Below are 18312 nucleotides of genomic sequence, written 5' to 3'. Positions count from 1 at the left end.
AACATCCTGCCGGTTGTAAATCCATCTTGTAACAATTCATTAAACACCTTGCCCCTCTGATCGCCTCGGCGGCTCCCGGAAACTGGCCGGGGCGCCCAAGTCGGGGTTGGCATAATCCCCTGGTCCGCCGAGTGTCAGAAGCTGGCGGGGGTGTTGGCGGAGATCAGCACGCACTCCTGATCCCCCACGTTGCGAAAACGGTGGGGGGTGCGGCTGTCGAAGTAGTAGCCGTCCCCCGGTGCCAGCAGGTGAACCTGCTCGCCCACGGTGACCTCCACCTGACCCCGGATGACGATGCCGCACTCTTCCCCCTCGTGACTCAGCATGTCGTCGCCGGTGTCGGCCCCCGGGGGCAGTATCTCCTGCATCATGCCGATGGCGCGGTTGGCGCGGCTGTGGCCCACCAGGCGGTAGCTGATGGGGTGGGTGCCGAGATCCGGCATGTCGTCCGCACGGAAGATCACCTCGGAATCCATCTCCGTCTCGTCGGTGAAGAAGCTGGCCAGGGACATGGGGATGCCTTCCAGCACCTTGCGCAGGGAGGCCACCGAGGGGCTCACCTGATTTTTCTCGATCTGGGAGATAAAGCCGTTGGTCACACCGGAGCGTTTTGCCAGCTCGCGCTGGGAGAGGGCCGCCTTGGTGCGAACCGCCTTGAGGCGGTGACCGATATCCATCGATAGACACTCCTTGACTGTTTACTATTATTAAAATTGTGTTAAATATCTTATACCACCCCTGAGGGGTGACACCAAGCCGGGCGATAAAAGCCCGTTTTTATGGATTCAGGTGTTTAATTTAATAGGCATGAGCCGGGTATTACTAAACGCCTTAAGGATGAGGTGACCATGAAACCTGTCAGCGACATCAATACCCCCGACATGTCCGCATTCTGGATGCCGTTCACCGCCAACCAGCAGTTCAAGGCGGCGCCGCGCATCCTGAAGTCGGCAGAGGGGATGTATTATCACTCAGAGGATGGCCGCAAGATACTGGATGGCACTGCCGGACTCTGGTGTTGCAACGCGGGCCATGGTCGGCGCGAGATTGCCGAGGCGGTCTCCCAGCAGATCTCCCACCTCGACTTTGCCCCCACCTTCCAGATGGGCCACCCCCTGCCGTTCGAGCTGGCCAACCGGCTGGTGGAGATCGCCCCCAAGGGCTTCGGCCACGTCTTCTATACCAACTCCGGTTCGGAGTCCGTCGACACCGCGCTCAAGATCGCCCTGGCCTGGCAGCGGGCGCGGGGCCAGGGCACCCGCACCCGGCTCATCGGGCGCGAGCGCGGCTACCACGGGGTCGGCTTTGGCGGCATCTCGGTGGGAGGCATTCCCGGCAACCGCAAGTGGTTCGGCTCCCTGCTGACCGGGGTGGATCATCTGCCCCACACCCTCAACATAGGGAAAAATGCGTTCACCAAGGGATTGCCAGCAGAAGACCTCACCCTGGCCGATGAACTGGAGAAGATCGTCTTCCTGCACGACGCCAGCAACATCGCGGCGGTCATCGTCGAGCCCATCGCCGGCAGCACAGGCGTCATCATGCCCCCCAAGGGCTACCTCAAGCGGCTGCGGGAGATCTGCACCAGGCACGGCATCCTGCTGATCTTCGACGAAGTGATCACCGGTTTCGGCCGCCTCGGCTCCCCCTTCGCCGCCCAGGAGTTCGACGTCATCCCCGACATGATCACCTGTGCCAAGGGGCTCACCAACGGCGCCATCCCCATGGGGGCCGTGCTGGTGCAGAACCATATCTATGACGACATGATGGCGGCGGGCAAGGGGGCCATCGAGCTGTTCCACGGCTACACCTACTCGGGTCACCCGGTGGCGGCGGCGGCGGGTCTGGCGACCCTGGAGATCTACCGCAGCGAAAACCTGCTGACCCGGGCCGCCGATCTGGCGGGCTACTGGGAGGAGGCTGCCCATTCCCTCAAGGGCTGCAAGCACGTGAAGGATGTGCGCAACTACGGCCTGGTGGCGGGCATCGAACTCGAATCCATGCCCGATGCACCGGGCAAGCGGGCCTACGAGGTGTTCGTGCGCTGTTTCGAGAAGGGGGCCCTGATCCGGGTGACCGGCGACATCATCGCCCTGTCGCCCCCCCTCATCATAGAGCGCAGCCAGATCGATGATCTCTTCACCCTGCTGCAGGACGCCCTGCAGGCCCAGGACTGACCCCTTTATCACACAGGATGGCGCTCGTCCCGGGCGCCATCTCCCTGTGCCGCCCCCGGCGCGGCGAGGACGGATGACCCATCACGGAGGATTTATGAGTTACAGGATCGACAACTTCATCGACGGCGAGACGACCGAGAGTCGCAGCGAGCGTTTCGGCGCCATCTTCAATCCGGCCACCGGACAGCAGCAGGGCTCCGTCGTTCTCAGCACCGCCGATGAGTGTGCCGAGGCGATTGCCAGCGCCGAGCGCGCCTTTGCTGACTGGTCCCAGACCCCGCCCCTGGTGCGGGCCCGGGTGCTGTTTCGCTTCAAGGAGCTGATGGAGCAGCACAGGGACGAATTGGCCCAGCTCATCAGCCGCGAGCACGGCAAGGTCTTCTCCGATGCCCAGGGGGAGCTAACCCGGGGGCTGGAGGTGGTGGAGTTTGCCTGCGGCATTCCCCATCTGCTCAAGGGGGAGCACTCCCTCAACGTGGGCCGCGGGGTCGACAGCCACTCCATGATGCAGCCGGTGGGGGTCTGCGCCGGCATCACGCCGTTCAACTTCCCGGCCATGGTGCCGCTCTGGATGTTCCCGGTGGCCCTGGCCTGCGGCAACACCTTCATCCTCAAGCCCTCCGAGAAGGATCCGTCCCTCTCCCTGCGCATGGCCGAACTGCTCAAGCAGGCCGGCCTGCCGGACGGAGTGCTCAATGTGGTCAACGGCGACAAGGAGGTGGTGGACGTGCTGTTGACCGACCCCCGGGTCGGCGCCGTGTCGTTTGTCGGCTCCACCCCCATCGCCCAGTACATCTATGCCACCGCCTCGGCCCACGGCAAGCGGGTGCAGGCCCTGGGCGGCGCCAAGAACCACATGGTGGTGATGCCGGATGCCAATCTGGATCAGGCGGTTTCCGCCCTGATGGGGGCCGCCTATGGTGCGGCGGGCGAGCGCTGCATGGCGATCTCGGTGGCCGTGGTGGTGGGGGACGCGACCGCCGATGCCCTGGTCGCGAAACTCTCGCCCCTGGTGGCGGCCCTGCGGGTCGGGCCCGGCCTGGGCCAGAGTCCGGAGAACGAGATGGGGCCCCTCATCAGCCGGGAGCACCTGGCCAAGGTGCGCGGCTACGTGGATCAGGGGGTGGCCGAGGGGGCCGAGCTGGTGGTGGATGGTCGCGGTGTCAGCCATGGGGAAGGCTACTTTATCGGAGGCAGCCTGTTCGATCGGGTCGGCCCCGAGATGCGCATCTACCGGGAGGAGATCTTCGGCCCCGTGCTCGCCATCGTGCGGGCGCCGGACTACGAGACGGCGCTCAAGCTCATCAACGAACACGAGTACGGCAACGGCACCGCCATCTTCACCGGTGACGGCGATACCGCAAGGGACTTCACCACGCGGGTTCAGGTCGGTATGGTAGGGGTGAACGTACCCATTCCGGTGCCCATGGCGTTTCACAGCTTCGGTGGCTGGAAGCGGTCCATCTTCGGGCCGCTCAACATGCACGGGCCGGACGGGGTGCGTTTCTACACCCGGATGAAGACGGTGACCGCCCGCTGGCCCCAGAGCCTGCGCGCCGGCGCCGAGTTCTCCATGCCGACCATGAAGTGAGCCGCCGGCTCGCTGCCATGGCCTTATTCTCTTGCCCCCGCAGGCCGCCGGTCTGCGGGGGCGCTTCTGTCAAGGAGTAACAGATGCGACTGGGTATTCTCGATTGTGACCGGCTGGACCCCGATTTGGTGGGGGATTTTGGTCCCGTTTACTCCGAGATGTTTATCAAGGGTTTCCGGGCGCTGGCCCCCGAGCTGGAATTCCGGGTCTGGTCCGCCCTCGACGGCGATCTGCCCCCGGATCTGACCGAATGCGATGCCTGGCTCATCACCGGCTCGCGCCACGATGCCTACAGCGACATCCCCTGGATAGTGGCGCTGCGCGACTGGATCCGCCGGGCCCACGACGCCAATGTCAAGCTGGCCGGGGTCTGCTTCGGCCACCAGGTGATCGCCCAGGCCCTGGGAGGGGAGGTGATGAAGTCCACCAAGGGGTGGGGGCTGGGGGTGTCGGTCAATGCCATGCAGACGACGAAACCCTGGATGGCACCCGGGCTGGACACCATCCGGATCCTGGCAAGCCACCAGGATCAGGTGGAGCAGCTGCCGCCGGGGGCGACCCTGCTGGCGGGCAACGACTTCTGCCCCAACTTCATGTTCCTGCAGGGGGATCACATCGTCGCCATCCAGGGCCACCCTGAGTTTTCGGTGGAGTACAACCGGGCCCTGATCGAGCGGCGACGGGATAGATTGCCCGATGCGCACTACCAGAGCAGCCTCTCCTCCCTGGAGGGGGAGGTGGACTCCGCCACCATGATGCAGTGGCTGCTGCAGTTCCTCGGCATACTGCCGGTCGGGGCCGCACAAGGCTGAGCTCCCGTTTGTCATATCCACTGCGCTGATGCTAGATTTTGTAGCAAAATGAAGGATCAAGCGGCGATATGCCCAGCTCGGATGATACACTGGCCGCCATCTTTGGCGGCCTTGTCCATGCACGACAGCCGCGCCAGCCTGTGAGGGTGCAACCTTGAAACTACAGCAGTTGAAGTATCTGATCGCGGTGCGGGACCACAATCTCAACGTCTCCGTCGCCTCCGATGCGCTCTATACCAGTCAGCCTGGGGTGAGCAAGCAGATCGGCTTGCTGGAGAGCGAGCTGGGGGTGCGCATCTTTGAGCGCCGCGGCAAGCACCTGCACCGCATCACCCCGGTGGGGGAAGAGATCATCAAGTGTGCCGAGGCCATGCTCAACATCGAGAGCAAGATCAAGGCCATCTCCCGGGAGTACCTGGATCCGACCGTGGGGACCCTCAACATCCACACCACCCACACCATAGCGCGCTACCTGCTGCCGAAAAGCGTCACCTACTTCACCAAGAAGTACCCCAAGATCTCGTTCCACCTGCATCCCGTGATGTCGGCCACCAAGGAGCAGATCAGCAAGGGATACTCGGATTTTTCCATCGTGGCCCACGAGATAGGCTTCGACAAGGAGCTGATCGCGCTGCCCGCCTACCTCTGGACCCTCTCCCTGGTGGTGCCCCAGGATCACCCCCTGGCCAAGGTGAAGAAGCCGACCCTGGAGCAACTCTGCCAGTACCCCATCCTGAGCTACGAGAGCGGCGCCACCGGGCGCCAGGTGCAGGACAGGGTGTTCCAGGCCGCCAGGCTCACCCCCAACTACTACATGACGGTGATGGATGCCGGCGTCATCAAGCGCTACGTGGAACTGGGCTTCGGCATCGGCATCATCTCGTCGCTGGTGGCCAACGATCACGATGCCCCCGGCCTCGTGGCCATCAACCTGGAGCACCTGTTCGAGCCCTGCCCGGCCCAGATCTGCTTCAGCAAGAGCATCCTCCTGCAGAACTACATGTATGACTTCATCAGCTCCTTCTCCCCCCACCTCACCAAGGAGATGATCCAGAACGTGATGCAGCAGCCGACCCAGGCGCGCATCGACGAGCTGCTGGCCGGGGTGGAGCTGCCCGTCTACTGATCCCGCTTCCGTCTCTGTGCCGGCACCCCGGGTGCCGGCCTCCTCCCGCCGAGGTTCCCATGTCCCGCATCCTGCTGCTCGCCAATCTCAACTGTGATCACGTGCTCTCCCTGGCCGAACCCCTGGTGGCGGGGGCGCGGCTGCAATACGTGGATCAGGGCCGCCGGCTCGGCGGTGGCGCCGCCAACACCGGCATCGGCCTGGTGTGGGCGGGGCACGAGGTGCGCATCGCCTCCCGGGTCGGGCTGGACGAGACCGGTGACTGGCTGCTGGAGCAGGCGGCCTCATACGGCCTGGATTGCAGCCATGTGGAACGATTTGGCGGCGAGACCGGCGAGCTGCTGATCCTGGTGGATTCCACCGGCGAGCGCACCATACTCCGGCGGCCACGCCGTCCGGATCTGCCCGGGGATCTGCCGACCGAGGGGGTGGACTGCCTCTACGTGAACTACCCCGGCACCGCCATCATCGGCTATATGCGCCAGATGCTCGCCAAGAGCTTCGTGGTGGCTCAGTATCCCAAGGGCGGGCAGGCCCGCCGCCCCTGTCACGTGCTGGTGGCCTCCCGCTCCGATCTCGCCGAGGTGGACGACCCCTGGCTGCATGCCCGCCAGCTCGCGGGGGATCAGCTGGAATGGCTGGTGCTGACCGAGGGCAAGGCGGGAGCCCTGGCCATCCACGGCGAGGAGCGGGTCAGGGTGGCGGCGCGACCGGTCTCGGTGGTGGACACCACGGGGGCGGGGGATGCCTTCGCCGGCGGCCTCATCCATGGGTTGGCGCGGGGCATGGCAATGGGGGATGCGTTGCAGTGCGCGGTGGACTGGGGTGCCTTCGCGGTGGCCTCCGAGAGCTCCATCCCCTCCCAGGCCCTGAAAAACTGGCTCAAGCATCCCCACTGAGGGGCTGACGACCCCGGCCATCCGGGAGGGACCGGCCATCCCGAACAGGGCGACTTGGCCGCCAGAAATGGCCGAAACCCCGGGGTGAGCCTGCAAGTTTGCGATCAATCAAAGAAAGTGTCGATTTATGTACATCTTCGTCGACACCCGCCCGGGCTGCTCTTAACCTTGTCACTCCACGACTCGGTCGAAGAAGCAACACCTGTGCGGGTGCACGTGCAGTTCCCCCTCTTTGGCCACCGGCTGTCGTCCTGATTTCTGGCTTGTAGTAAGAGGCAAGTGCGACCATGCAACTCACACGATTTACCGACTATGCCCTGCGTACCCTGACCTTTCTGGCCATCCAGCCCGGTGATCGCCTGTCGACCATCACCGAGGTGGCGGACACCTTCGCCATCTCCCGCAACCACGTGGTCAAGATAGTGCATCAGCTCGGCATCAAGGGGTACATAGAGACGGTGCGTGGCAAGCATGGCGGCATCCGCCTCGGCCGTGCCGCCGTCTCCATCAACCTGCGGGACGTGGTGATGGACATGGAGCACGTGCTCTGCCCGGTGGACTGCAAGCGCGAGAACTGCCGCCTCTCCGGCGGTTGCCGCATCCAGGGCATTCTGCGCCGCGCCATGAATGCCTTCCTCGAGGTGCTGGGGGAGTACACCCTGGCGGATGCGGTGCGGGATCCCACCCGCCTGTGCCACCTGCTTGGCATCGAGCAGGAGAATATCCTGACCATGGCCTAGGGCCACGGCGGATCGGGGGCCTTCGGGCCCCCGAGTCTTTTCTGGGGCGGCGGTCCTGCGGGGATCAGTGCTGGGGGATCAGGGTGATGGCGCCGTGCAGGCAGGCGAGGCCGCAGGCGCCACAGCCGTCGCAGGCGGCCATGTTGACGCTCACCCCCTCGCTGCCGACCTTGATCGCCTGCTGGGGGCAGGCGTCCTCGCACAGCAGGCAGTAGAAGCCCTGACGGGCCTGGCAGCTCGCCTCTATCCGGACCCGGGTCTGCACCTGGCGGCCGAGGCGCAGGTCCAGCGCCCCCGTGGGGCAGGCCCTGGCACAGCTGCCACAGTAGCTGCACTGGCCGCAGGCGAGATCCAGCACTGGGGTGCCTGCGACTGGGGTGCCGGCATAGTCGGGCCGATCGGCGGGTTTGAGCAGGCCGTTGGGGCAGGCCTTGAAGCAGTCGCCACAGCGGTTGCAAAGGGTGAGGAACTGGGACTCTTCGATGGCCCAGGGCGGGCGGGCCTCATGGCAAACCACGTCCGGTTTGCGGGGGCCCCCCAATGCGTGTGCCAGCCAGCGACAGAAAAAATGAGTCATGCTCACCCCTATACCTATTAGGGGTTAATTTTATCTAGTTTTCGTTGGGCAAGCCAGAGAATAGCGTGGGGCAGGATCGCAAGCCGGGTTGCCCTTGTGTAAGCTAGGCGGGTCTTTTTGCGGGATTGAATGAACTCATGTGGCTATTTCTGTGGCGTGCTTCTCTGCTCTATGTCTTCCCCCTGCTGATGTGGGCCTACTGCCATCTCAAGGGTATCGAGTTCAGCGAACTCGATACCGGGGTCAACAGCCACAAGTGGGTGGTGCTGGCGGCCTACCTGCTCTACGTGCTGCTCTGGCTGTTGCTCAACCGCTATCTCGAACTCTTCCTGCGCCAGCGGGGGCGCCGATGATGCCCGCACTCGGCCTGCAGCCAGGGTACCGCCGATGAGCTCGCTGCAGACCTGGTGGCCGGCCGTGCTGGCGGCGCTGCTGGCCCTGTTGCTCGGCTGGCTGGCGGGGCGCCGCAGTGGCCGGGAAGAGGTCCTGCTGCTGGAGGAGCGCCATCAGGTGCTGCAGGACAGGCTGGACGAATCCCAGGACGAGAAGATGCTGATCCAGCAGAAGCTGGACCAGCAGCAGACCCTGCTGCTCAAGCTCACCGCCCGCCTCAAGGAGGCCGAGGCGACCCTGCGCAGCGAGCGCCTCGCCAGCGCCGAGAAGCTGCAGCTGCAGCAGGAGGCGGAGGCGCGGCTGAGCCAGCAGTTCGAAAATCTGGCCAACCGTATCTTCGAGCAGAATGCCGGTAACTTCCGCGAACTGAACCAGAACAGCATGGATCTCCTGCTGACTCCGCTCAAGGAGCAGCTCGAGGGGTTCCGCCGCCAGGTGGGGGAGACCCACGCCCAGGAGACGGCCCAGCGCCACAACCTCAAGTTCGAGCTGGAGCGGCTGGCCGAGCTCAACGCCCGCATGACGGAAGAAGCCGCGGCCCTGACCCGCGCCCTCAAGGGGGACAGCAAGCAGCAGGGCAACTGGGGCGAGGTGGTGCTGGCTCGCATCCTCTCCGAGTGCGGCCTGCGGGAGGGCCACGAGTACCACACCCAGGTGAATATAGAGGTGGACAAGGGCAGGCGCTACCAGCCCGACGTCATCGTCCACCTGCCCCAGGAGAAGGACATCATCATCGACGCCAAGGTGTCCCTGACCGCCTACGAGCGCTGGTACAACGCGGGCGACGAGCTGGAGAGGGCGGTGGCGCTCAAGGAGCACGTCGCCTCGGTGCGCAGCCACATACGCGAACTGGGGCGCAAGGATTACCAGCAGCTGCCCGGGGTGCGCACCCTGGACTATGTGCTGATGTTCGTGGCGGTGGAGCCTGCCTTCCTCACCGCCCTGGAGGCCGATCCCTCCCTGGTGCGCTACGGGCTGGATCACAACATCCTGCTGGTGAGCCCCACCAACCTGATGGTGGCGCTGCGCACCATAGAGAACCTGTGGCGCTACGAGCGGCAGAACCAGAACGCGCGCCAGATAGCGGAACGAGCCGGCCGTCTCTATGAGAAGCTGCGGCTGTTCGTGGAGGAGATGCAGCAGATGGGGGGCAGCCTGCACAAGGCGCAGGAGAGCTACGACAAGGCGATGGGCCGGCTGGTCAACGGTCGCGGCAACCTGATCGCCCAGGCGGAGCGCTTCCGCGAGCTGGGGGTGGAGGTCACCAAGCCCCTGCCGGAATCCCTGGTCGATCGGGCGCTACAGCGGGAAGAGTCGGCCGACTGAGGCGGTGTCTCATCCACCTCATGAAACGAGAAGGGCAGCCATTGGCTGCCCTTCTCACGTCTGTTGCGCGTCGCGGGTTCATTGCTTCCAGAACGAGGGGAAGAAGAGCACCGCCACCGTCAGGATCTCGAGTCGCCCCAGCAGCATGCCGAACGACAGTATCCACTTGGCCGAGTCCGGCAGGCTGGCGAAGTTGGTGCTGGGGCCGATGACAGGGCCCATGCCGGGGCCCACGTTGGCCACGGCGGTGATGGAGCCCGAGATGGCGGTCAGGGGATCCAGCCCGATGGCGGCAAGCAGGGCGGCGATGAGCAGTATGATGGCGAAGTAGACCAGCACGAAGGAGATCAGGGAGCGGATGATGGCGTCGTTGACCGGGCGGCCGTTGTACTTCTGGGGGAAGACGCCGGAGGGATGCATCAGCTGGCGCATCTGCTTCTTGAACAGGGCGAAGGCGACCTGCACCCGGAAGATCTTGAGACCGCCGGCGGTGGAACCCGAGCAGGCGCCGAGGGCTAGCAGGATCATGAAGAGGATGCTGGTGAGCGGCCCCCAGGTGCCGAAATCGCCGAGACCATAGCCGGTCGTGGTCAATACGGAGACGATGTTGAAGCTGCTGATCCGCAGCGCATCCATAAAGCCGTAAATATCCCTGACCCACAGATAGAAGGTGACGACGACGGTCACCCAGACCACGAGCCAGAAGAAGCCCTGAACCTGGGCGTCCTTGAGCAGGCTGTTGTCACGGCGGGAGAGGGCCTGCACGTAGAGCAGGAAGGGCAGGCCGCCGAGGAACATGAAGAGGGTGCCTATCCAGTGCGCCTCATTGGAGAAGTGGGACATGGATTGGTCCGAGGTGGAGTAGCCGCCGGTGCTGAGCGTGGTCATGGCGTGGTTGACCGCCTCGAACAGGGTCATGCCGCTCACCCAGTAGGCGAGGAAGCAGAGCATGGAGAGCACCAGATAGACCACCACTATGTTGTTGGCCACCGTCTTGGCCCGCGGCGCGCTCTTGTCGGACCAGTCCGAACTCTCGGTCTGGAACAGCTTCATGCCGCCGACGTTGAGGTAGGGCAGTACCGCCACCGCCATCACGATAAAGCCCACCCCGCCCAGCCACTGCAGGATGGATCGCCACAGCAGGATGCTGTGGGCCATGCCGTCCAGCCCCGACAGCACGGTGGAGCCCGTGGTGGTGACCCCGGACATGGTCTCGAAGTAGGCGTCGGCAAAGTCGATGTGGGTGATGAAGACGAAGGGCAGCGCCCCGAAGACGCAGGCCACCACCCAGACCGAGGTGGTGAGCAGGAACATCTCCCGCACCCCGAGGTGAAACTCGGCCTTGCGCCCATGGTGCAGGCAGAGCAGGGCGGCGCCGTGGGTGATGAGCACGGATTTGAGAAACTCGACGAAGCCTTCCGAGCCGGTCAGCAGGGCCAGCAGGGTAGGCAGCCACATGAAGAGGGCCAGCTTGGAGAGCACCAGACCCAGAGTGAAGACGATGGGACGCAGCTTGATCATGCGAGATAACCTGGTCGTTGATTGAAAAAAGACCCGGGCCTTTCCTGCGGAAAGGGGCCGGGTCTGGATGCCGTTGCCTGAGACATGGCCGGCTTACAGGAAGAAGGGGCTGGGCTGGAACAGACGCTCCACTTCCGGGATGTATTTCTTGTCCACCAGGAACATGACCACGTGGTCATCCTGCTGGATCCGGGTGCGATCGTGAGCGATCAGCACCTCATCCCCCCGCACTATGGCGCCGATCGTGGTGCCCGGCGGCAGCTTGAGCTCGCCCACCGTCTTGCCGACCACCTTGGAGGTGTTCTCGTCGCCATGGGCGATGGCCTCGATGGCCTCGGCCGCACCCCGGCGCAGGCTGTAGACGTTGGCGATGTCGGCCCGGCGCACATGGGTCAGCAGGGCCGAGATGGTGGCCTGCTGGGGCGAGATGGCGATGTCGATGGAGCCGCCCTGCACCAGATCCACGTAGGCGCCGCGCTGGATCAGCACCATGGTCTTCTTGGCGCCCATCTTCTTGGCGAGCAGGGCCGACATGATGTTGGCCTCGTCCTCGTTGGTCACCGCGATGAAGACGTCGATCTGGTCGATGTGCTCTTCGGCGAGCAGCTCCTGGTCCGCCGCATCGCCGCAGAAGACGATGGTGTGTTCCAGGTTCTCCGAGAGCTGCTCCGCCCGCTTCTGGTTGCGCTCGATAAGCTTCACGCTGTAGCGCTTCTCCAGCTGGCGGGCGAGACCGGCACCTATGTTGCCGCCCCCGACGATCATGATGCGGCGATAGGGGCTCTCCAGGCGCTGCAGCTCCGACATCACGGCGCGGATGTGGCCCGCCGCCGCCACGAAGAACACCTCGTCATCGGCCTCGATGATGGTGGTGCCCTGGGGACGGATGGAACGCCCCTGACGGAAGATGGCCGCGACCCGGGTCTCGATGTTCGGCATGTGATCCCGCAGGGTGGAGAGGGCATTGCCCACCAGGGGGCCGCCATAGTAGGCCTTGACCGCCACCAGACCCACCTTGCCGCCGGCGAAGTCCACCACCTGCAAGGCGCCCGGGTACTCGATGAGACGGCGCACATAGTCGGTGACCAGCTGTTCGGGGGCGATCAGGTGGTCCACCGGCACGGATTCCGGCAGGAACAGCCGATCCCGTTCCACCAGATAGGCGGGGGAGCGGATCCGCGCCACCTTGTTCGGGGTGTTGAACAGGGAGTAGGCCACCTGGCAGGCGACCATGTTGGTCTCGTCGCTGTTGGTGACGGCGACCAGCATGTCCGCATCCTGGGCGCCCGCCTCCCGCAGCACCCTGGGGTGGGCGCCGTGACCGTTCACCACCCGCAGGTCGAACTTGTCCTGCAGCTCCCGCAGTCGCTCGCTGTCGGTGTCGACTATGGTGATGTCGTTGTTCTCGCCGGCGAGGTTTTCCGCCAGGGTGCCACCCACCTGACCTGCGCCCAGAATGATGATTTTCATGAGGACATCTTACCCAAGGTTGTTGCTTTGAAATGAGGGCGGCTCGTCATCCGTATCCGCCGTGCCGATATGCGACCTACAGCTTGCTCAGCTTGGCATAGTAGAAGCCGTCCATCTCCCCTTCGCCGGGCAGGAACTGGCGACCCGGACAGGCCGGGGTATCCTCTGGATGCAGCGGCACCAGTCGGGCATCCGGAGTGTCGGCCAGGAAGGCGCGGATCTGCTCCCGGTTCTCCTCCGGCAGTACGGAGCAGGTGGCGTAGAGCAGGGTGCCACCGCTCTTGAGCTTGCCCCAGAGGGCATTGAGGATACGGCGTTGCAGTTCGGCCAGCTCGCGGATGTCCTGATCCCGGCGCAGCCACTTGATGTCGGGGTGACGGCGGATGACGCCGGTGGCGGAACAGGGGGCGTCCAGCAGGATGCGGTCGAACTGCCCCTCTGGCCACCACAGTTCCGGCGTGCTGGCGTCACCGTGGATCACTCGGGCCTGGAGGCCGATGCGATCCAGGTTCTCCTGTACCCGCTTGAGGCGCTGCTCGTCGGCGTCGACCGCCACCACGCCGGCCAGGGCGGGCTGGCGTTCCAGCAGGTGGGCCGTCTTGCCGCCGGGGGCGGCGCAGGCATCCAGCACCCACTCGCCCGGCTGGGGGTCGAGCAGGCGGGCAGCCTGCTGGGCGGCGCCGTCCTGCACCGAGCAGTCACCCTGCTCGAAACCGGGCAGCTTGGTGACGTCGCAGGGGCGTTCCAGCAGGATGCCATCCTCCCCCTCCTCGCCGGCGACGGCCGGTATGCCCGCCTCGCTCATCCGGGCCAGCATGGCCTCGCGGCTCTGGCGCTGGCCGTTGTTGCGGATCCACATGGGCGGGCGCTGGTTGTTGGCCTCCATGATGAACTCCCAGTCATCGGGATAGGCCTGGCGCAGCCGCTTGGTGAGCCACTCGGGGTGGCCGAGGCGGATGCTGGGGACGCGGTCGATGCGCACCAGAATGACCTCGGCGCTGCGCTGGAAGTTGCGCAGCACGCCGTTGATGAGGCCGCGCAGAGACGACCCCTTGAGCAGCTTGACGGCGCTGACGGTCTCGGCCACGGCGGCGTGGGCCGGAATGCGGGTGTAGATGAGCTGGTAGAGGCCGACCAGGATGAGGTAGTGGAAGATGCGGCTCTTGTTCTTGAGCGGCTTGTCCATCATCTCGCTCACCGCCGCGTCGAGACGGGGCAGCCAGCGCAGGGTGCCGTAACAGAGTTCTTGCAGGAGGGCGCGATCGCGCGGCGCGACCTTCTCCTGGGCAGCAGGCAGAACGGCGGAGAGGGATTGACCCTGATCCAGCACCTGTTGAATGACGAGAGCAGCCTGTGCGCGTGTTTTCATAGCGTTACCTTAGATGCACGAGTCGGGGCCTGGGCCCCGCCTGTGTCAATTCAATCCAGATCAAATCAGTTGGGTGCCGGGTTCGAACCAGTCGCGGCGAGAGTTGAGCAGATCCGAGACGGGCATGGCCTTCTTGCCCGGGGGCTGCAGGGTCAGCAGGCGCAGCACGCCCTGGCCGGTGGCAACCTCGATCCCCTGCTTGTCGGCCTTGAGCAGGGTGCCTGCCGCCTGGCCGTGTGCCTGGGGAACGACCTCGGCCTGCCACACCTTGACGGTCTGGCCGGCGACCTCGAACCAGCTGATGGGCCAGGGGTTGAAGGCGCGGATGCAGCGCTCAATGGCGACCGCGTCCATGGACCAGTCGATGCGCGCCTCCTCCTTGGAGAGCTTCTCGGCGTAGTTGGCCAGGGCGTCGTCCTGCGGCTCGGCGACGGTGTCGCCGGCGGCCATGGCGTCCAGGGTGTCGACCAGTGCCTGCGGGCCCAGCCCGGCCAGCTTGTCGTACAGGCTGGCAGAGGTCTCGTCGGCCGCGATGGGGCAGCTTACCTTGCGGATCATGGCGCCGGTGTCCAGCCCCACGTCCATCTGCATGATGGTGACGCCGGTTTCGGCATCCCCTGCCCAGATGGAACGCTGGATGGGAGCGGCACCGCGCCAGCGCGGCAGCAGGGAGCCGTGCACGTTGATGCAGCCCAGACGCGGCGTATCGAGCACGGCCTTGGGCAGGATCAGGCCATAGGCCACCACCACCATCAGGTCGGCGCCGAGGGCAGCCAGTTCGGCCTGCGCCGCTTCATTGCGCAGGGAGGCGGGCTGATAGACCGGAAGACTGTGGGCCAGTGCCAGCTCCTTGACCGGGCTGGCGGTGAGCTTCTGGCCGCGGCCGGCAGGCTTGTCGGGCTGGGTGTAAACGGCGACGACTTCGTGGCCGGAAGACAACAACGCCGCCAGGTGACGGGCGGCGAAGTCGGGGGTACCGGCAAAAATCAGTTTCAGCTTGTTCAATGGAGCGGATCCTCAGAGGACTTTGCGATCTTCACGGGCCATCTTTTCCAGCTTCTGACGAATGCGCTGGCGCTTGAGCGGGGACAAATAATCCACAAACAGCTTGCCGACCAGATGATCCATCTCATGCTGTATGCAGATGGCGAGCAGATCGTCCGCTTCCAGCTCGAAGGTGTTGCCGTGGCGATCCTGTGCCCTGACCTTGACCCATTCGGCGCGTGGCACCAGGGCCCGATTGCCGGGCACGGAGAGGCAACCTTCCTCGATGCCGGTGCTGCCGGACTGCTCCAAGATCTCCGGGTTGATCAACACCAGCTGATCTTCACGGTTTTCGGAGACATCGATGACGATGATGCGCTGATGAATGTCGACCTGGGTCGCGGCCAGGCCTATGCCTTCCTCCGCGTACATGGTTTCGAACATATCATCTACAATGTGTTGTAACTCGGGTGTAAAGGCCTCGACAGGGGCCGCGACTGTGCGCAGACGCTCATCGGGGAAACGCAATACATCTAGAATGGCCATAATTTTTTCTTTAGTTTCATATAAACGCAGTCAATATTGACGTAATTCTAGTCATTTACGCCGACAAAAAACAGCAACACTTTGCGTGCAGAAGTAACAGGGAGTGTTATGTATCTGAAGCAAATCGTCGTCGCCTGCCTGGCGACAGCCCTGGCCGGTGGCGCCATGGCACAGCAGTTGACGCTGAAATCCGGCTATCCCGAGAGCTATGTGGTACAGAAGGGCGATACCCTCTGGGATATATCGGGTCAGTATCTGGCCGAACCCTGGCTCTGGCCGCGCCTCTGGAACATCAATCCCCAGATTGCCAACCCGCACTGGATTTACCCTGGTGACGTGCTGCACCTCAGCTGGGTCAATGGTGAACCACGACTCGGCAAGGTCAGCCAGGGCGGCAAACAGGTGATCCGCCTCTCGCCCAAGAACCGCTATGAGAACAAGGCCAATCCGATCCCGACCCTGCCGCTCAGCGAGATAGCCCCTTTCCTGCAGACCGATCACATTCTGGCCAACAGCCAACAGAGCAAGGATCTGCCCTATGTGCTTGGCAACAACGACAAGCACATCGGCATGCTGGAAGGAGGCATCCTCTATGTGAAGGGGGCGCTGGATCCGGGCAAGAGTTATGGCATCTATCGCCCCGGGTTGGTGTACAAGGACAAGCACACCGGCGAGCAGCTCGGTCAGGAGGCGATCTTTGTCGGCACTGTGCGGGCGGAGGAACGTCTTGCCAATGACAGTACCAGGGTCACCCTCACCCACAACCGCCGTGAAGTCTATCAGGGCGACAAGGTGATGCCGCTGCCCTCCCAGGAGAGCCTGTCCGCCGTCTTCATGCCAAAGGCGGCACCCGCCATTTCACCCGGGTATGTGATCGAGTTGCCGAGCAAGGTACACGGTGGCGGCAAGTTTGACGTCGTGCTCATCAACAAGGGGCTGCGCGATCAGGTGACGCCAGGCGATGTGCTCGAGATCCAGCGTCCTGGGGCCGAGATGGTGGACAAGAATGGCAAGGTGTCGTATCGGGAATATGCATCTGTCTATGACAAGGCCTTTTACTCCGCGGGCAAGTCTTCCCTGCCTGCCGAGGCCGTTGCCAGGGTCATGCTGTTCAAGGTGTACGACAAGCTGAGCTATGGCTTGATCCTGCAGAGTCAGGACTTGGTCGGCTCTGGTTATCAGGTCAGCAACTTCTGACGTGCCACTCCCACTCGAACGGCTGTCACGGTGGCTGACGCTGGATGCCGTGGCCGGTATAGGCCCGGTGACCGCCGCCCGCCTGCTGGCCCATTTTGGTGGGGACATTACAGCTCTGTTTGACTCAGATGACGGCACCCTGCGATCCCTTGGTCTGCAGAGCGCCCAAATCCAGCAGATGAGATGGCCCCTGCCGCTTGTGGATCAGGGGCTGAGCTGGGCCACCAAGCCCGGCAATCACCTCCTCTGTCTCGATGACCCCGCCTATCCTGCCCTGCTCAAAGAGATCCCCGCCGCCCCGCTATTGATCTACTGTCGCGGGGATATCGCCTCCTTCTCCCTGCCACAGCTGGCAATGGTGGGCACACGCCACCCCACCTATGCCGGCAAGGACAATGCGGCACGCCTGTGTGCCGAACTGGTGGGTTGCGGCCTGGCGATCACCTCGGGTTTGGCGCTGGGCATCGATGGCATCTGTCACCAGCAGGCGCTGGCATCGGGTGGGGTGACCCTGGCGGTGCTGGGGGCCGGCCTGGATTGTCTTTACCCCAAGCGCCACCACGGGCTGGCGATGCAGATCCTTGAGCAGGGCGGTTTGCTCGTGTCCGAGCTGGCGCCTGACCAGGGGCCGCTGGCCGAGCATTTCCCCCGTCGCAATCGCATCATCAGCGGCCTGTCGCTGGGTACCTTGGTGGTGGAGGCGGCCGAGCAAAGCGGCTCGCTCATCACGGCCCGCTACGCCCTTGAACAGGGGCGAGAGGTCTTTGCCGTGCCGGGTGCTCCGCAAAATATGCAGGCGGCGGGATGCAACCGTCTGCTCCAGCAGGGTGCCAAGCTGGTCCTGAATGCCGCGGATGTTCTTGAGGAGCTGCCGGCTCTCCTGCCGTCCATGGGGTCGATGGGACCTTCTTCCGAGCCATTGCATAATAGCGAATTGCCTTATGCCGATTTGTTGGATAACGTAGATTACGAAGCCACGAGCGTGGATGCCGTTGCCGAACGGGCCCAGCTTCCTGTCGATGTCGTATTGGGCAGGTTGGTCGAACTGGAGCTGCTCGGTGCAGTGATGGCGGTAGCCGGTGGATACGTCAGAACGAGGAGGGCGAATCATGTTTGATGTATTGATGTACCTTTTCGAGACCTACATCCACAGCGATGCAGATGTGATGGTCGAGCAGGATGAACTCACCGACGAACTGAGCCGGGCCGGTTTCAATCAGGACGAAATCGAGAAGGCGCTCGACTGGCTGGAGCGGCTGGCCAATCTGCACGACAGCGAACGGGAGGTATATGTCACCTCCAGTGCACAGGGCTCGATGCGGATCTACGCCCCGCAAGAGCTGGCACGCCTCAGCACCGAATGCCGCGGTTTCCTGCTGTTCCTGGAACAGGCGCAAGTGTTGAACGCCGAAACCCGCGAAATCTGCATCGAGCGGTTGCTTGAGCTGGACAAGCCGGACATCGAGCTGGATGATCTCAAGTGGGTCGTCATGATGGTGCTGTTCAACGTGCCGGGCAGCGAGAACGCCTACCAGCAGATGGAAGAGCTGGTGTTTGACGAGTCAGACGGTGTCATTCACTGAC

18 protein-coding genes are annotated in these 18312 nt (G+C 63.9%); 11 read left to right on the top strand and 7 right to left on the bottom strand.

Features of this window, described 5'->3' with window-relative positions:
• Positions 1-134: 134 nt before the first annotated feature.
• Positions 135-677 carry a cupin domain-containing protein gene (locus tag I6L39_RS05685; protein WP_010672493.1) on the bottom strand — a complete coding sequence of 181 codons (543 nt, stop codon included), beginning with the start codon at positions 675-677 and terminating at the stop codon, positions 135-137.
• Between the two features lie 171 nt (positions 678-848).
• Between I6L39_RS05685 and I6L39_RS05680 the strand changes: the two genes are divergently transcribed.
• The 6 genes from I6L39_RS05680 to I6L39_RS05655 all read left to right on the top strand — a co-directional run bounded on the left by I6L39_RS05680 (position 849) and on the right by I6L39_RS05655 (position 7345).
• Complete coding sequence (locus tag I6L39_RS05680) at positions 849-2177, top strand: aspartate aminotransferase family protein (protein WP_216991270.1); 1329 nt, start codon at positions 849-851, stop codon at positions 2175-2177.
• A gap of 94 nt (positions 2178-2271) precedes the next feature.
• Positions 2272-3768 (top strand): CoA-acylating methylmalonate-semialdehyde dehydrogenase, encoded by a 1497-nt coding sequence (locus tag I6L39_RS05675; RefSeq protein ID WP_209794857.1) that lies wholly within the window; start codon positions 2272-2274, stop codon positions 3766-3768.
• A gap of 83 nt (positions 3769-3851) precedes the next feature.
• Positions 3852-4580: a glutamine amidotransferase gene (locus I6L39_RS05670; RefSeq protein WP_216991269.1), complete on the top strand. Its 729-nt coding sequence runs from the start codon at positions 3852-3854 to the stop codon at positions 4578-4580.
• A gap of 154 nt (positions 4581-4734) precedes the next feature.
• Entirely contained in the window at positions 4735-5706 is a 972-nt protein-coding gene (locus I6L39_RS05665) for a LysR substrate-binding domain-containing protein (RefSeq protein WP_216991268.1), read from the top strand.
• A gap of 59 nt (positions 5707-5765) precedes the next feature.
• Entirely contained in the window at positions 5766-6605 is an 840-nt protein-coding gene (locus tag I6L39_RS05660; protein WP_216991267.1) for a PfkB family carbohydrate kinase, read from the top strand.
• A 287-nt stretch (positions 6606-6892) separates the two neighbouring features.
• On the top strand, positions 6893-7345 hold the full coding sequence (locus tag I6L39_RS05655; protein WP_042078360.1) for an Rrf2 family transcriptional regulator: 453 nt from the start codon (positions 6893-6895) through the stop codon (positions 7343-7345).
• A 64-nt stretch (positions 7346-7409) separates the two neighbouring features.
• Here I6L39_RS05655 and I6L39_RS05650 read toward each other — a convergent pair whose 3' ends face one another.
• A complete protein-coding gene (locus I6L39_RS05650; RefSeq protein WP_042078361.1) occupies positions 7410-7922 on the bottom strand; it encodes a ferredoxin-type protein NapF in 513 nt (170 codons plus the stop codon).
• Between the two features lie 137 nt (positions 7923-8059).
• Between I6L39_RS05650 and I6L39_RS05645 the strand changes: the two genes are divergently transcribed.
• Both I6L39_RS05645 and rmuC read left to right on the top strand, forming a co-directional pair.
• Positions 8060-8275, top strand: a complete 216-nt coding sequence (locus I6L39_RS05645) for a hypothetical protein (RefSeq protein ID WP_042078362.1) — start codon at positions 8060-8062, stop codon at positions 8273-8275.
• A gap of 34 nt (positions 8276-8309) precedes the next feature.
• Complete coding sequence (gene rmuC / locus I6L39_RS05640) at positions 8310-9641, top strand: DNA recombination protein RmuC (protein ID WP_216991266.1); 1332 nt, start codon at positions 8310-8312, stop codon at positions 9639-9641.
• A 78-nt stretch (positions 9642-9719) separates the two neighbouring features.
• Here the strand turns inward: rmuC and I6L39_RS05635 are convergent, their stop codons facing one another.
• The 5 genes from I6L39_RS05635 to def form a co-directional block, all read right to left on the bottom strand.
• The gene (locus I6L39_RS05635) at positions 9720-11162 is read right to left on the bottom strand and encodes a TrkH family potassium uptake protein (protein WP_209794861.1); all 1443 of its coding nucleotides are present in this window, start codon (positions 11160-11162) and stop codon (positions 9720-9722) included.
• Positions 11163-11255: 93 nt separating this feature from the next.
• Positions 11256-12632 (bottom strand): Trk system potassium transporter TrkA, encoded by a 1377-nt coding sequence (gene trkA, locus I6L39_RS05630; RefSeq protein WP_042078365.1) that lies wholly within the window; start codon positions 12630-12632, stop codon positions 11256-11258.
• Positions 12633-12708: 76 nt separating this feature from the next.
• Positions 12709-14001, bottom strand: coding sequence for a 16S rRNA (cytosine(967)-C(5))-methyltransferase RsmB (rsmB, locus tag I6L39_RS05625; RefSeq protein ID WP_216991265.1), 1293 nt, complete (start codon positions 13999-14001; stop codon positions 12709-12711).
• Positions 14002-14061: 60 nt separating this feature from the next.
• On the bottom strand, positions 14062-15006 hold the full coding sequence (gene fmt, locus I6L39_RS05620; RefSeq protein WP_216991264.1) for a methionyl-tRNA formyltransferase: 945 nt from the start codon (positions 15004-15006) through the stop codon (positions 14062-14064).
• Positions 15007-15018: 12 nt separating this feature from the next.
• Complete coding sequence (gene def / locus I6L39_RS05615) at positions 15019-15531, bottom strand: peptide deformylase (RefSeq protein WP_042078370.1); 513 nt, start codon at positions 15529-15531, stop codon at positions 15019-15021.
• A 108-nt stretch (positions 15532-15639) separates the two neighbouring features.
• On the opposite strand from def, the gene I6L39_RS05610 reads away from it, so the two are divergent.
• From I6L39_RS05610 to I6L39_RS05600, 3 genes are read left to right on the top strand one after another with little or no spacing between them, the layout of a single operon-like run.
• Positions 15640-16728, top strand: a complete 1089-nt coding sequence (locus I6L39_RS05610) for a LysM peptidoglycan-binding domain-containing protein (RefSeq protein WP_216991263.1) — start codon at positions 15640-15642, stop codon at positions 16726-16728.
• 1 nt (position 16729) lies between these two features.
• Positions 16730-17845: a DNA-processing protein DprA gene (dprA, locus tag I6L39_RS05605; protein WP_216991262.1), complete on the top strand. Its 1116-nt coding sequence runs from the start codon at positions 16730-16732 to the stop codon at positions 17843-17845.
• Positions 17838-18311 carry a DUF494 family protein gene (locus I6L39_RS05600; protein ID WP_042078376.1) on the top strand — a complete coding sequence of 158 codons (474 nt, stop codon included), beginning with the start codon at positions 17838-17840 and terminating at the stop codon, positions 18309-18311. Before dprA ends, I6L39_RS05600 begins: the two co-directional genes overlap by 8 nt.
• Position 18312: the final 1 nt, after the last annotated feature.

Origin of the sequence: Aeromonas sp. FDAARGOS 1409 (genome assembly GCF_019048705.1) — a bacterium.
Classification (GTDB): Bacteria; Pseudomonadota; Gammaproteobacteria; order Enterobacterales; family Aeromonadaceae; genus Aeromonas; species Aeromonas sanarellii.
Note: the sequence above shows the minus strand (reverse complement) of the source record. Positions and strands in the feature narration are given on the sequence as shown.